Annotated in this window: 16 protein-coding genes; 5 read left to right on the top strand and 11 right to left on the bottom strand. The window is 34.0% G+C overall.

Translation table 11 applies throughout. From position 1 onward, the window contains the following. On the top strand, nt 1-88 hold an 88-nt coding region (locus AST99_RS18995; protein WP_338044121.1), incomplete at its 5' end, for a DUF6576 domain-containing protein. A 2-nt stretch (nt 89-90) separates the two neighbouring features. Next, nucleotides 91-1,122: an endonuclease/exonuclease/phosphatase family protein gene (locus AST99_RS12850; protein ID WP_057782239.1), complete on the top strand. Its 1,032-nt coding sequence runs from the start codon at nt 91-93 to the stop codon at nt 1,120-1,122. On the opposite strand, the gene AST99_RS12845 is transcribed toward AST99_RS12850, so the two are convergent. From AST99_RS12845 to AST99_RS12810, 8 genes are all read right to left on the bottom strand, one after another. Then, nucleotides 1,114-1,422, bottom strand: coding sequence for a DUF6122 family protein (locus AST99_RS12845; RefSeq protein ID WP_057782238.1), 309 nt, complete (start codon nt 1,420-1,422; stop codon nt 1,114-1,116). The two genes, AST99_RS12850 and AST99_RS12845, sit on opposite strands and share 9 nt — an antisense overlap. Continuing rightward, the gene (locus tag AST99_RS12840) at nt 1,422-2,048 is read right to left on the bottom strand and encodes a WbqC family protein (protein WP_057782237.1); all 627 of its coding nucleotides are present in this window, start codon (nt 2,046-2,048) and stop codon (nt 1,422-1,424) included. The genes AST99_RS12845 and AST99_RS12840 overlap by 1 nt, the downstream gene beginning before the upstream one ends. 8 nt (nt 2,049-2,056) lie before the next feature. Then, entirely contained in the window at nt 2,057-3,640 is a 1,584-nt protein-coding gene (lepB, locus tag AST99_RS12835; RefSeq protein WP_057782236.1) for a signal peptidase I, read from the bottom strand. Nucleotides 3,641-3,737: 97 nt separating this feature from the next. Continuing rightward, nucleotides 3,738-4,442, bottom strand: coding sequence for a 4-hydroxy-tetrahydrodipicolinate reductase (gene dapB / locus AST99_RS12830; RefSeq protein WP_057782235.1), 705 nt, complete (start codon nt 4,440-4,442; stop codon nt 3,738-3,740). 3 nt (nt 4,443-4,445) lie between these two features. Continuing rightward, entirely contained in the window at nt 4,446-5,111 is a 666-nt protein-coding gene (locus tag AST99_RS12825; protein WP_057782234.1) for a DUF5683 domain-containing protein, read from the bottom strand. After that, on the bottom strand, nt 5,101-6,012 hold the full coding sequence (locus tag AST99_RS12820) for a ParB/RepB/Spo0J family partition protein (protein ID WP_057782233.1): 912 nt from the start codon (nt 6,010-6,012) through the stop codon (nt 5,101-5,103). Before AST99_RS12820 ends, AST99_RS12825 begins: the two co-directional genes overlap by 11 nt. Before the next feature lie 8 nt (nt 6,013-6,020). Further along, nucleotides 6,021-6,785: a ParA family protein gene (locus AST99_RS12815; RefSeq protein ID WP_057782232.1), complete on the bottom strand. Its 765-nt coding sequence runs from the start codon at nt 6,783-6,785 to the stop codon at nt 6,021-6,023. Between the two features lie 231 nt (nt 6,786-7,016). After that, complete coding sequence (locus tag AST99_RS12810) at nt 7,017-7,451, bottom strand: RrF2 family transcriptional regulator (protein WP_057782231.1); 435 nt, start codon at nt 7,449-7,451, stop codon at nt 7,017-7,019. A 430-nt stretch (nt 7,452-7,881) separates the two neighbouring features. On the opposite strand from AST99_RS12810, the gene nirK reads away from it, so the two are divergent. From nirK to AST99_RS12795, 3 genes are read left to right on the top strand one after another with little or no spacing between them, the layout of a single operon-like run. Further along, nucleotides 7,882-9,351, top strand: coding sequence for a copper-containing nitrite reductase (gene nirK, locus AST99_RS12805; RefSeq protein ID WP_057782230.1), 1,470 nt, complete (start codon nt 7,882-7,884; stop codon nt 9,349-9,351). A gap of 38 nt (nt 9,352-9,389) precedes the next feature. After that, nucleotides 9,390-10,139 (top strand): formylglycine-generating enzyme family protein, encoded by a 750-nt coding sequence (locus tag AST99_RS12800; RefSeq protein ID WP_232301620.1) that lies wholly within the window; start codon nt 9,390-9,392, stop codon nt 10,137-10,139. A 16-nt stretch (nt 10,140-10,155) separates the two neighbouring features. Beyond that, nucleotides 10,156-10,767: an SCO family protein gene (locus AST99_RS12795; RefSeq protein WP_198151518.1), complete on the top strand. Its 612-nt coding sequence runs from the start codon at nt 10,156-10,158 to the stop codon at nt 10,765-10,767. An 18-nt stretch (nt 10,768-10,785) separates the two neighbouring features. Here the strand turns inward: AST99_RS12795 and AST99_RS12790 are convergent, their stop codons facing one another. The 3 genes from AST99_RS12790 to ric all read right to left on the bottom strand — a co-directional run bounded on the left by AST99_RS12790 (nt 10,786) and on the right by ric (nt 13,237). Further along, nucleotides 10,786-11,250 (bottom strand): hemerythrin domain-containing protein, encoded by a 465-nt coding sequence (locus tag AST99_RS12790; protein WP_057782228.1) that lies wholly within the window; start codon nt 11,248-11,250, stop codon nt 10,786-10,788. Next, nucleotides 11,219-12,442, bottom strand: coding sequence for a hypothetical protein (locus AST99_RS12785; protein ID WP_057782227.1), 1,224 nt, complete (start codon nt 12,440-12,442; stop codon nt 11,219-11,221). Before AST99_RS12785 ends, AST99_RS12790 begins: the two co-directional genes overlap by 32 nt. 69 nt (nt 12,443-12,511) lie before the next feature. Then, nucleotides 12,512-13,237 carry an iron-sulfur cluster repair di-iron protein gene (gene ric, locus AST99_RS12780; protein WP_057782226.1) on the bottom strand — a complete coding sequence of 242 codons (726 nt, stop codon included), beginning with the start codon at nt 13,235-13,237 and terminating at the stop codon, nt 12,512-12,514. Between the last annotated feature and the right edge of the window lie 5 nt (nt 13,238-13,242).

The raw sequence follows: 13,242 nt of genomic DNA, 5'->3' as shown, positions 1-13,242 counted from the left end.
AGATGTTATTCTTGATAAAATTAGTAAGAGTGGTTATGATAGTCTGACTAAGGAAGAGAAGGCGTTTTTATTTAAAGCAGGGAAATAAATATGGGTAAGTTAAATGGTATTGATAAATTTATCTTTTTCATCAATTCGGTTTTGGCTACTCTACTATTGCTGTCTTATATTTTACCGTACTTCCCGCCCAAACATTTTGCTTTTTTATCGGTTTTAAGTCTTACTGTTCCTGTTTTAATTATTGTAAATGTATTGTTTGCACTGTATTGGTTACTAAAATTAAAACGCCAAATGATATTGTCGCTTTTAGTATTAGTTTTCGGATATTTTTATATGGGAACCTTGTTTAAGTTTTCTGGTACTACAGAAAGTAAAAGTGCAGATGAATTGTCTGTAATGAGTTATAATGTCCGATTATTTAATATTTATAATTGGATTCCAGATGCAGATACAGGATTAGATATTTCTAGATTTATAAAAAAAGAACAACCTGATATTTTAAGTCTTCAAGAATATCACCCAAATAATAAAAGTATAGATTTTTCTTCATATAAATATAATTACATTCAATTAGCAGGAGAGAAGAACCAATTCGGACAAGCCATTTTTTCTCAATTTCCTATTGTAAATACAGGCTCTGTAAAATTTCCAAATACTCCAAACAATGCCATTTTTGCAGATGTGGTTAAGGATGAAGATACCATTCGCGTGTACAATATTCACTTACAGTCCTTACGTATAAATACAGAAGTAGAAGAATTAAGAAAACAAGACTCGCAACGCTTATTAAAAAGTATTGGGCATTCTTTTGCTATGCAACAAGAGCAAACAGAGCTGTTTTTAGCGCATAAAAATACATGTAAGTATAAGATGATTATTACAGGCGATTTAAACAATACGGCTTATTCTTATGTGTACAGAAAGATACGTGGCGATTTAGATGATACTTTTAAAGAAGCCGGAAACGGTTTTGGGAAAACGTTCAATTTTAAGTTTTTTCCAGTGCGAATAGATTTTATTTTTGCAGACGATGCTGATTTTAATATAAAGAGTTTTAAAACTTTTAATAATGAAGTGCACTCAGATCATTACCCTATCATGACCACTCTGTCATTACATTAGGCTGCAATCTACAATGTCTGCGATTATATGAATAACCAAGCCTAAACCAATAAGTCGTGTTTTTTTAGGTGCTAGCAGTAAGATATATAAGGCAATAGCCCAATAGGAATGCAACGGATGAAAATTAATACTACAACGTCCTGGGCTAAAAATAGGTGTTGCTAAAAGATGATCTACATCTATAAGCATACCGCAAATCATGATAAGGTAGGCGTGTTTCCATTGTGGTTTATAAAACCAAAGCGCAATAGCTAATGGTCCTAAAAAGTGAATGCCATAATGTATAACAAGTTGTAGCATTACAGCGATAGATGTTGCTGTTCTAAATAATCTAAGGCATTCGGACCTTCATTAAAAAGTAAGTCTAAAATGCTTAAATTATTAATAAACCCATGTTTATCATCAAATACTTGGGTGTATTTTTCGTTTTGAAATGAGACATCAGATTTTGGATTTACTAAAAATCTCAAGTCTGAAGCAGTACTAACGTCATGCTTAAATTCTTCTGTCTTTTCAATTGTTTTTTCTAATTGTAAACAATCGCAAATGACTTCAAAACATCTTAAATTAAAATCTAAAATGTATTCGGTTTTGGTTTCAAATAACGGACGCAAATCGTCTTCATAATATTCAAAAAAAGGGGATGTTTTATATGCTGAAAGTAACGACTTCCAATGCAAGCTTTGCCAGTTTTCTGTATTCGAAATTCTTACATCACGATATTTCTGACGATTTTTTTGCGTATAAATAACAGGAATATTAAGTAACAATCTCCCGTTAGCCGCATAAATATAAGTACGTGTTCTATAGGTTTGTTTCGCGAAATTATCATCCATTTCAAATGTTACTACATCAGACTGTGCAATAGCAGCCATATGTGCAATATTTGGAAAATAGGTAGGATGTAAAAGGCTATTTAAACTCATAAACCAATTTAAGCATTTGCTTTTTTACGTTTTCTATAGGTGTTAAAACCAAATAATCCTGCAATGATAATAAGCGATGGAATTAAGTATGAGACCGGTTTTCCGCTACCTCCAACAGTTGTAAAGAAACGATCCCAACGCGGTTTACCGTATTGATCCCAGCTCATCCAAATAAAGACTGGTTTCCCAACAACGTGGTCAAAAGGTACAAATCCCCAAGCTCTTGCATCCTGCGAGTTATGTCTGTTATCTCCCATCATCCAATAGTAATCTTGTTTAAAAGTGTAGCTATCGGTTGCGGTACCATTTACGTATATTTGGTTACCTTTAACTTGCAAGGTGTTGCCTTCGTATTCTGTAATAACACGTTTGTAAAGCGGTAATACATCTACATTTAAAGCAATCGTTTTTCCTGCTTCAGGAATATATAATGGTCCGAAGAAATCGTTATTCCAGTTGTAGTTCGGATTCTGAGGGAATATTCTAGAATCTCTAACACCTTTTTCTTCTTTAATAGGTGTAATGCTTTCAACGTTTGGATGATTCTTAAATTGTGCAACAGCTTCATCAGTAATAGACATAAACATATAAGTGTTTTTGTCGTTTATAATTCCAAAACGATCTGTAATGCCGTAACGATCTGCTAATTCCTTAGCATTAAATTGATGTGTTTTAGGCTGAACTAAATAACTAAACTGCAGTTTAGCACGATCTGGTAACTGATTTTGTTTTCCGTTAATATAAACAAACCCATCTCTTACTTCTAGAGAATCTCCAGGAAGTCCAACACAACGTTTTACGTAATTAGATTTTTTATCGACAGGTTTCCAATGGTTACGGTCTGGAGTATTAAAAAAGTCTGTAACGGTATCTACCGGCCAGTTAAACACTACAATATCGTTGCGTTTAATATCTTGAAAACCTGGTAATCTTAAATAAGGTAAAAGAGATTTATTTTTTAAAGACTGATCTTTAGTTTCTAAATTATCGTCTGCGATATAAGATTTTAATTTGGTCTTTGGAATAGAATCATGAACCATGGGTAAAGCCAAAGTTGTTTGTGGTAAACGTGGCCCATAATTTAACTTACTTACAAATAAGAAATCTCCGATAAGTAATGTTTTTTCTAAAGATGATGTTGGAATGGTAAATGGCTGAATAATATAAGTATGTACTATAGTTGCAGCAACTACGGCAAATAAAATAGAGCTAATCCAATCGCCAGCACTTGTTTTAGGTTCTAAGCTTCTGTCTTCAATATACGCTAAATCTGTTGCAACATAGTTTAAATAATAATTGTAAAAGCCTAATGTAACAATCGCTAAAAGAGTATCTACGGTACTGTTTTTTCCAAAACTTCTGGCCGTTTCTACCCAAATTACAGGAAACATAATCAGGTTAACGATTGGTAAAAATAATAAGATCGTCCACCACCATGGTCTGTTTATTATTTTCATTAAAACAACAGCGTTATATACAGGAATAAAAGATTCCCATGCTTGTCTTCCTGCTTTTACGTATAGTTTCCAAGTTCCCAATCCGTGAACGACTTGGATAATTATAATAAAAATAAACCACTGAGTTAAAGTCATAATCTGCTTGTATTGTTAATTGCCTTAAAGACAACAATTAATCGTAATATTTGAATAAGTATAGAACCTGTGTTTAATGTAACAGAAATTTTAAATATTAACCAATATTTAACACATCTTTCATGCTAAACACGCCTGTTTTTCCCACCAACCATTCCGCGGCTATTACAGCACCCAAGGCAAAACCTTCGCGGTTATGTGCTTTATGTTCTATAGTAATAGTATCTACACTACTTTCGTAAGTTACAACGTGAGTTCCTGGGACTTCTGGAATACGTTTTGCAACAATAGGAATTGTTGTCGCTTCTGGAGTATTTAAAGCCCAGTTACTGTATGTTTTATGTTCTGAAATAATATCGTTGGCTAATGAAATTGCTGTTCCGCTAGGTTCATCTAATTTTTGAGTATGATGAATTTCTTCCATAGCGATATTATACTGGTCCAGATTACTCATCATTTTCGCCAGTGTTTTATTCAACTCGAAAAAGATGTTTACACCCAAACTAAAATTTGAAGCGTAAATAAAACCTCCATTTTTTTCTTGACATAAGGCCGTCATTTTATCATAATCTTCTAACCAACCTGTCGTTCCAGAAATAACAGGAACACCGTTGTTAAAACAATTAGAAATATTACCTACAGCAGCACTTGGCATGCTAAAATCTATGGCTATATCTGCTTCTTTAATATCGTATTCTGGATGTTCAATACTCGCTTTAATTACTATGTCATGGCCACGTTTAAGAGCTATTTGTTCTATGGTTTTACCCATTTTTCCATATCCAAGTAATGCAATTTTCATGTTTTAAAATTTAAAGTTAAAGGAGAATCCTAGATTTGTAGATCGTTCTACCTCGTTGTAATTAAAATGTGGGGATAGTGATAAATTATCGTCAATATTAAATTGTAATAAATGCGCATCTACATTGGCATCTACAATATTTAATACATATAAACCAATGGTTATTAGTAAAGATAGTTCTTTATTTTCGCGCAATTGCTCTTGGGCGTTAATTAAGCCATCGTCAGATATTCTACCGTAATATTCATCGTCTGTAAAACCCGCTAATCTACGTTTGTAGGCATCGCGATAATCGTTGTAGGCGTTGTTATTATCTATATAAAAATAGATTCCGGTTCCTATGGCTGCGTACACTATTGGAATTTTCCAATACTTCCTATTATAGGCTTGTCCTAAACCGGGCAGTATGGCAGAATAAAATGCAGCACGAGCAGGTGCTAAAGGATCTGTTAATCGCGATTCTTTTTCTGGAGTGGCCAAAGCCAAAGAATCACTAGTGGTTACCTCCTTAACTTCTTCGGTAACCAGAATTTTATTACCGTCCACAACAAGTGTGTCTGCAGTTTTTTTGGAAGTTACAGATTTTGCTTTACCATCATTTTGCGCTAGGCTATTTAAGCAGAATAAAAATGAAAGTAGGGTAGTAGTTATAAAAAATTTACTTTGCACTCTGTACAAGTTTTTTTATACGATTAAAATCTTCTTCGGAATGAAACGGAATCGTTATTTTTCCTTTTCCGTTTTTAGCGACTTTGATATCGATTTTATGTCCGAAATAATCAGAAAAATCTTCGATGCTTTTTGTAACAAACTTAGGCGTTTCTTCTTCTTTTTTAGCTTCTTTAGTGGTGTCTAAAGATTTACTTTCGTTATAATTTCTAACTAAAGTTTCGGTATCTCTAACCGATAATTTTTGTTTTAAGATACGCGTGTAAATATCTATTTGTACGCTTTGGTCTTCAATATTAATTATGGCGCGACCGTGACCCATAGAAATAAATCCGTCACGCATTCCTGTTTGAATGATAGGATCTAATTTTAATAGACGTAGGTAATTCGCAATAGTCGATCGTTTTTTACCCACACGATCACTCATTTGTTCTTGCGTTAAATTAATCTCATCGATTAAACGCTGGTATGACAATGCAATTTCTATAGGATCTAAATCTTGGCGCTGAATGTTTTCAACCAAAGCCATCTCTAAAGATTCCTGATCGTTTGCAATACGAATATAAGCAGGTATAGTTTTTAACCCTAAATGTTCTGAAGCTCTAAATCGACGTTCTCCTGATACAAGCTGATAAGTGTTGAAATTTAATTTTCTAACCGTTATAGGCTGAATCACACCTAATTCTTTAATAGATGAAGCAAGTTCGCGCAGTGACTCTTCATTAAAATTAGTACGTGGCTGAAACGGGTTCATTTCAATAGTACTTAATTCTAACTCTACAATATTTCCTATAACTTTATCAGCATTTTTATCTTGAACCGAGTTAATATCGTTACTCGGATCTTTTAATAACGCAGATAATCCTCTTCCTAATGCTTGTTTCTTTACTGCCTTCGCCATATTCTTATTTAGGAGTTTTTAGTTATTACTTCTTTTGCCAAACTTAAATAGTTGATGGCACCTTTACTACTCGCATCAAAATTAATAATGCTTTCGCCAAAACTAGGCGCTTCACTTAAACGTACATTTCGCTGTATAATGGTTTTAAATACCATATCGTTAAAATGCTTTTGCACTTCTTCTACCACTTGGTTAGATAATCTTAAACGCGAATCGTACATGGTTAATAATAACCCTTCAATATCTAATTCTGGATTGTGTATTTTTTGAACACTTTTAACGGTGTTTAACAATTTTCCTAATCCTTCTAATGCAAAATACTCGCATTGAATAGGAATAATTACTGCATCTGCAGCAGTTAATGCATTAAGAGTTAGAAGACCTAAAGAGGGTGCACAATCTATGATAATAAAATCGTAATCGTTTTTAATATCCAGTAATGCGCGTCGCATCATATACTCTCTATCATCCTTATCTACAAGTTCAATTTCAATAGCAACTAAGTCGATGTGAGAAGCAATAATGTCTAGGTTAGGTGTATCTGTTTGTAAAATAGCTTCTCGAGCTGTATTGGTGTGTTCCAATAATTGGTAGGTTCCAATTTCTACAGTTTCAACATCTATGCCTAATCCAGAAGTGGCATTGGCTTGAGGATCGGCATCAATCAGCAATACTTTCTTTTCAAGCACCCCTAAAGAGGCTGCTAAATTAACAGAAGTCGTAGTTTTTCCTACGCCTCCTTTTTGATTTGCAATTGCAATGATCTTACCCATTAATAGTTTGGTTTTATTAGGTGTAAAAATACAACTATTTATGAGTTTTAAAAATGTAACTTGTTAACAAATGTTAAGTGCCTTTTCTTTTTTAATGTGTTTAATCTTTTTAAATAACCGAAAGTGCACTTTTTATAACCATAATGCAGAGTTTAAAAGGGTTTTATTGTAGCTGTTAGGTGTTTTTTTACGAATTTATACAGGTTGTTTATTCTTATGTGATGTATATTTTTAACGTTTTAGTATGCTTTCTCCCAATGTAATGTCTAAAGCCATGTCTTCTAGGTTTGTAGTTTCTAGAAAAAATTTCAAATCTCGTCGTACATTTTTAAATCTAGCATGCATAGGGCAAGGATTACTATCGCTACATTCACTTAATCCAGTGCCGCAATCTTCGTAAATATGATCGCCATCAATGGCCTTGATAATATCAGATAATGTGATGTTTTTCATATTCACCGTATCTATTTCAAACCCACCATGAGCCCCTTTTATAGAGTTTACGACATGATTTTTGGCCAGTTTTTGAAGAATTTTTGCCGTAAAAGCTTCAGGAGAATTAATTTCTTTGGCGATTTCTTTCGGACTTACGCGTTGATTTTTCAAAGAATTTACAGCAATAAACACTGTCGCTCTAATGCCGTATTCACAAGCTTTTGAAAACATATTATTTTGTATTGTTTGAATTTTAATTAGCGGAATTAAGACTGCTATATCTTAAATTCAACTAATTTTTTTATTCAGTTAGTTAATTACTCTAGTATTTATTTGATAGCTAGTTGTTTGTTAGGGTTTTTAAAGGTAGGTAATGGCTTAGACCTCAGAAATGACATCTATCAGTTTTAAAATTTATTATTGTTTTAGTTTAACAAACAGAATCTTCTATGTGTCTAAAAACACAGCGTGTATAAGGTGTTAGCTGTAAATTACTTATAAGTGCAAAAGTGAAAAATAATTCATTTTTTTAGGATACATGCATTTTTACTAGCAACCTGATAATTATCATGTTTAAAAACAATTACTATGTATATTTTTGATTCATAAAGCGGATAAATTTATCCGAATTAAAACAAACGCAAATTAACACCTTAATTGTATGAAAACTCAACCAAACTTTTTAAGACTATACTTTAATTATAAATTAGCACTTTTAGCCTTAGCGTTTATAACTCTAACTGCGTGTTCCAACAAAGAAAAGTCGGAACCCAAGGATGCTGAAGACATTCCAGTGAGTCGAGAAATGATAGCAGAATTAACTGCTCCGCCACATGTGCCAACTCCAGTAGGAAGACGAAAAGCCAAAAAACTTATAGTAGATATGGAAATCCTCGAAGAAGAAGGGGAAATGACTAATGGCGTGAGTTATGTGTATTGGACTTTTGGAGGTTCGGTGCCAGGCAGTTTTATAAGAACCCGAGTTGGTGACGAAGTCGAGTTTCATTTAAAAAATCACCCAGATAACAAATTACCACATAATATCGATTTACACGCTGTAAACGGTCCTGGTGGAGGTGCAGAATCTTCTTTTGTTGCGCCTGGTCACGAAAAAGTGTTTTCTTTTAAAGTATTAAATCCAGGTTTGTACGTATACCATTGTGCAACTGCGCCTGTAGGAATGCATATCGCAAATGGTATGTACGGACTTATTTTAGTAGAACCAGAAGGCGGACTTCCTTTAGTAGACAAAGAATACTACCTTATGCAAGGCGATTTTTATACCAAAGGAGCACATGGTGAACGTGGTTTACAAGCTTTCGATATGCAAAAAGCCATTGACGAAAAAGCAGATTATGTAGTGTTTAACGGAAAAGTAGGTGCACTTACAGGCGATAATGCTATTACGGCTAATGTTGGAGAAACTGTACGGTTATTTTTAGGGAATGGCGGACCAAACTTAGTGTCTTCATTTCATGTTATTGGAGAAATATTTGATAAAGTTCATGTAGAAGGAGGTGATCTTATTAATACAAATGTACAAACCACCTTAATACCTGCTGGAGGTGCTGCCATTGTTGAATTTAAAGTGGAAGTTCCAGGCACATTTATTATGGTAGATCACTCTATTTTTAGAGCCTTTAATAAAGGGGCTTTAGGAATGCTTAAAGTTGAAGGTGAAGAGAATAAAAAAATATATTCGGGCGAGTTGAGAGACGACATTTATTTGCCAGAAGGAGGAGGTATTCAAACCATGCCCGAAGGAGATAATGTTGTTCAAGAAGCACCATTACAATCTTTAGAAGAACAACTAGAACGTGGAAAGCAAGCTTATATGCAAACCTGTTTCGCGTGTCACCAAAGTGAAGGTCAAGGTATACCAAGTGCATTTCCTCCTTTGGCAAATTCAGATTACTTAAATGCCGATGTGGATCGTGCGATAGGTGTTGTGCTTAATGGTTTAACAGGAGAAATAACCGTGAATGGAGAAACATACAATAGTGTAATGACTAGACAAAGTTTATCGCCTAGTGAAGTTGCAAATGTATTAACCTACGTGTATAACAGCTGGGGGAATTCTAAAAAAGTTATCACTACAGCAATGGTTGAAAAAGTTAGAAATCAGAAATAATAATAACGATGCTTAAAAAAACATATATACTGTTATGCATGGCATTTTTATTACAGCTTACTGCGTTTGGGCAAGTAACTACAAATATGGTGCACATCCGTGGCGGAAGTTATATTCCGCTGTATGGTCGAGATTCTAGCATGGTTGAGGTAGACGATTTTCTTATGGACAAATTACCTGTTACAAATCGGCAATACGTAGATTTTGTAAAACAGTATCCGGAATGGCAAAGGTCTAAAGTGAAAGGATTGTTCGCAGATCAAATGTATTTAAGAAATTGGAAAAATGACACACTTTTAGAAGATACAGAACATCTCAAAAGTCCGATAACATACGTGTCGTGGTTTGCAGCAAGTAAATATTGTGAATGTCAAGGTAAGCGATTACCAACTGTAGATGAATGGGAATATGTAGCAATGGCAGATGAAGAGCTTGCAGATGCACGGGTAAAGAAAACGTATAACGAGAAGATACTATCCTGGTACGAAGCACCAAAAACGAGTACCTATGAAGTTGGACGTAACCCAGAAAATTTTTGGGGTGTTAAAGATTTACATGATTTGGTTTGGGAGTGGACTTCAGATTTTAATTCCATATTAATTACTGGAGAATCTCGAAAAGATGTCGATAAAGATTCTAGTTTATTTTGTGGCAGTGCTGCTGTAGGCGTAACCGATTTAATGAATTATGCTGCATTTATGCGGTATGCTTTTCGTGGTAGTATTACGGCGCGATACAGTATTAAAAACTTAGGATTTAGATGTGTGCAAGATGTGCCTGTTGAATAATTTAAAAATAAAAATAATGAAAACATATATAATAATAGTTGCGATTTTAGTTTTAGGACTAGTGTCCTGTAAACAAAACAATACAGCAGTTGCTGAGGCGACTGAAACGTCTAATGAGTCTGAAACGATTTCAGATATGTCTATTTATAATTTGCCATCTACTTGGACCAATCAGAACGGTAAGGATATTCAGCTAAAAGATTTAAAAGGCGATGTATTAGTAATGGTCATGATTTATACCACCTGCAAAGCTGCATGCCCAAGATTGGTTGCCGATATGCGTAATATAGAAAAGCGATTGCCTGAATCGACTTCAGGTAAAGTGAAGATGATTTTTGTGAGCATAGACCCAGAAACAGATACGCCAGAACGATTAAAAGTGTTCGCTCAAGAGAACTTTATGGACCAAGAGCCTTGGACATTTTTAAGATCTACAGAAGAAAACACAAGAGAATTTGCAGCAGTTTTAGCCGTAAAATATAAAGAAATTTCTCCTATGGATTTTTCTCACTCTAATATTATTAGTGTGTTTAACGATGCTGGAGAATTGGTGTTTCAACAAGAAGGATTAGGCGTAAATTCTGATGCTACTATTCAAAATATAGAAAAAGCTGTAAGTGAAATGTAGTTGTACCTATTGCGTAAATTATTTCCAGAATTCATCAGAGATATTGTCTTGAAAATCTGTTTCGTCATGGATGTTTTCAATCTGTTTCATTTGTGCTTCAGTAGCCACCTTTTGAATTTCTGGAAATAAAGTGCGTTCTTCAAAACGAATGTGTTGCTCTAAAGTATCAGCAATTTCAGTTAAATTTTTATCTGAATTAGATTGATTAGCAAATAAGCTTACTAAACGTTTATGTTTTAAAATAGCCTGTTGGCATAGTGTATGACCTGCTCCTAAAAGCGGAAAGATATGGGTTTCTTCCATAGAAAAATGAGCTGCTAAATGCGTTTTGTAAAACCAATAGGCATAGACTTTCATGCGTTCAGGTAGAATCTTTTTCTTAAATCCGGTTCTTATTTTCCAAGATAATAATAACCCCTGATGATGCTCTCGGCTTAAGGGTTGTAAAGCTTTATGTCGTTTTAATGGTTTGAGTATTGTCATTGTAGTGTGTGTTTGAATGTAAGATACCAATAATTATAAGGAGTATACCTAATACTAAAAGCGTACTGAATATAAATAATAAAAGGTAATATTTTGGCATTAAACCCCACTCTAAAGTAAATAATAGACCTTGTAAAAACATGATGCTTTCTGTGCCTAAAAACCCAAATATAAAACTGTAAACACCCCAAATAAAATAGTTATAATGGAACGTGATTTTGGTCTGTATTAAAAAGGCAAACAGAAAACCAGAGACTACACCTAGCATGGTTAAATGAATAAATCCTATTACAAAATTATGTTGTTGTTTAGCCATTAATGCTACAGCAGGAATAAAAGAACTGCTTTGTAAGGCTATTTTGAAGGCAAACGATCCTAAAGCAAATAGATATAAATATTTTAAAAGTTTAGACTGTTGATAAGTTGATGCTGAAAATTTTACTTTTACTAAGTCTACAAAATAGTATAACGCTCCCAATTGGCATATTACTCCTATACCATTTATAATATTTAGGAAGGGGTGAGGGGCGAACCAACTTACGGGTAATGCGAGTGTGCTAATGGTTGCCATAACCAACAGGATGTAAAAACGTTTAGAGCTCTGATTGTCTTTAATTTGAAATGGGTTAAATAATAAAGCCAGAAGGCCAATTAAAAACCAACCATTAAATTGAAAGTGTAAAAAGAATTGAATGGCGATTTGATAAAAGGCTGAAGCTTGTCCTAAAATTCCAACGGCAGGTCCGAGACACCAAACTCCAAGCGTAGAAATTAGCATAAAAACTAGAGCTGTTTTCAAAAGTCTTCGTGTTAGATTGTTTTCAATATCAGCATGTTTAAAAATTAAATACACGAAATAATAGCTGCAAAAAATGTGTAAGGTTGAAAATGTTATTGATACAGCTGCATAACCTTGAAACGGAAAACTGATTAACATCCCTAAAACAGCGGCTTCTGTTATCCAAAATAATTTGGTAAAAATAGGCTTCGGATTCGGAACAAAAGAGTGTGTAATAAGTGTGAATAACATTAAGTATACCCAACCTAACATGGCGGTATGCGAATGAGCATGTGTTAAAAACCGATAATTAAATGCTATGGGATAAATAAAAATAAAACGCATTGCGAGTCCCATTGCCGCAGCAATTAAAAAATTAAAAAGACAGACAAGAAAAAGAGGTTTAAGTTTCATGATGATTTTAAACTAAAAATTCCGGATATACATTATTTATACATCCGGAATTTAAGACATTAAAAACGGTTATAAACAGAACTGGCTTTCTAAAACCTCTGCGGCCGGAAATAAAATATTATTTTCTAAGTGAATGTGAAGGTGTAAATCTTGTTCAAATTCCTCTAGCATCGCAAAGGTAACTTTGTAAGTGTTACAAGCATCTGCAGGTGGTGTGTAATTGTCGGAGATGGATGCAATTTGTCTAAAACGTACACCTTCATTATCGTGTTCTTGCATCATCATGGCAATCGGATTTTTAACTGTTCCAAAACCAGGTGCTTCTAAGGGAGAATTAGCTGCTTTTGCTTTTAAAAGTTTTTTAACGAAAGGAAATAATACAAGTTCTTCTTTCTTTAAATGTTGTGCCAATTCGCCTGCAGATGCCGTAAATAAGTCATTAATTTCAAATAACTCCGGATGTCTTTCCCCATGAACTTTGCAAAGTTTATCTAGAAATTGTTTGATAATAGGCGACTTTTCTTCCACATAACGGTGGTGTTTTTTCTCGATATAATCAATTAATAAATCCAAAGGCCAAGATTTGTAATCTATAGATTGATCGGTTTTAGTGTTTAAAACATGTTCTAAACTATTTACCAATTCACTTGTTACAATGCCGTTTTTCTCACAAACATCTTCTAACGATCTGTTCCCTCTACAGCAAAAATCGATTCCATATTTTGTAAAAACTGCTGCTGTTCTAAAGTCTTCTGCAACAAATGCGCCTACGTGTTTTTGTGTTATTGCTTCCATAATAT

The organism is Formosa algae, from assembly GCF_001439665.1.
Classification (GTDB): domain Bacteria; phylum Bacteroidota; class Bacteroidia; order Flavobacteriales; family Flavobacteriaceae; genus Formosa; species Formosa algae.
Note: the sequence above shows the minus strand (reverse complement) of the source record. Positions and strands in the feature narration are given on the sequence as shown.

What these genes read in the sequence shown, in the direction of transcription:
- AST99_RS12815 (WP_057782232.1), bottom strand. Translation starts at nt 6,785, where the DNA reads ATGGGTAAGATCATTGCAATTGCAAATCAAAAAGGAGGCGTAGGAAAA.
- AST99_RS12795 (WP_198151518.1), top strand. Translation starts at nt 10,156, where the DNA reads ATGAAAACATATATAATAATAGTTGCGATTTTAGTTTTAGGACTAGTG.
- AST99_RS12800 (WP_232301620.1), top strand. Translation starts at nt 9,390, where the DNA reads ATGGCATTTTTATTACAGCTTACTGCGTTTGGGCAAGTAACTACAAAT.
- ric (WP_057782226.1), bottom strand. Translation starts at nt 13,237, where the DNA reads ATGGAAGCAATAACACAAAAACACGTAGGCGCATTTGTTGCAGAAGAC.
- dapB (WP_057782235.1), bottom strand. Translation starts at nt 4,442, where the DNA reads ATGAAAATTGCATTACTTGGATATGGAAAAATGGGTAAAACCATAGAA.
- AST99_RS12790 (WP_057782228.1), bottom strand. Translation starts at nt 11,250, where the DNA reads ATGACAATACTCAAACCATTAAAACGACATAAAGCTTTACAACCCTTA.
- nirK (WP_057782230.1), top strand. Translation starts at nt 7,882, where the DNA reads ATGAAAACTCAACCAAACTTTTTAAGACTATACTTTAATTATAAATTA.
- AST99_RS12850 (WP_057782239.1), top strand. Translation starts at nt 91, where the DNA reads ATGGGTAAGTTAAATGGTATTGATAAATTTATCTTTTTCATCAATTCG.
- lepB (WP_057782236.1), bottom strand. Translation starts at nt 3,640, where the DNA reads ATGACTTTAACTCAGTGGTTTATTTTTATTATAATTATCCAAGTCGTT.
- AST99_RS12810 (WP_057782231.1), bottom strand. Translation starts at nt 7,451, where the DNA reads ATGTTTTCAAAAGCTTGTGAATACGGCATTAGAGCGACAGTGTTTATT.
- AST99_RS12840 (WP_057782237.1), bottom strand. Translation starts at nt 2,048, where the DNA reads ATGAGTTTAAATAGCCTTTTACATCCTACCTATTTTCCAAATATTGCA.
- AST99_RS12845 (WP_057782238.1), bottom strand. Translation starts at nt 1,422, where the DNA reads ATGCTACAACTTGTTATACATTATGGCATTCACTTTTTAGGACCATTA.
- AST99_RS12785 (WP_057782227.1), bottom strand. Translation starts at nt 12,442, where the DNA reads ATGAAACTTAAACCTCTTTTTCTTGTCTGTCTTTTTAATTTTTTAATT.
- AST99_RS12820 (WP_057782233.1), bottom strand. Translation starts at nt 6,012, where the DNA reads ATGGCGAAGGCAGTAAAGAAACAAGCATTAGGAAGAGGATTATCTGCG.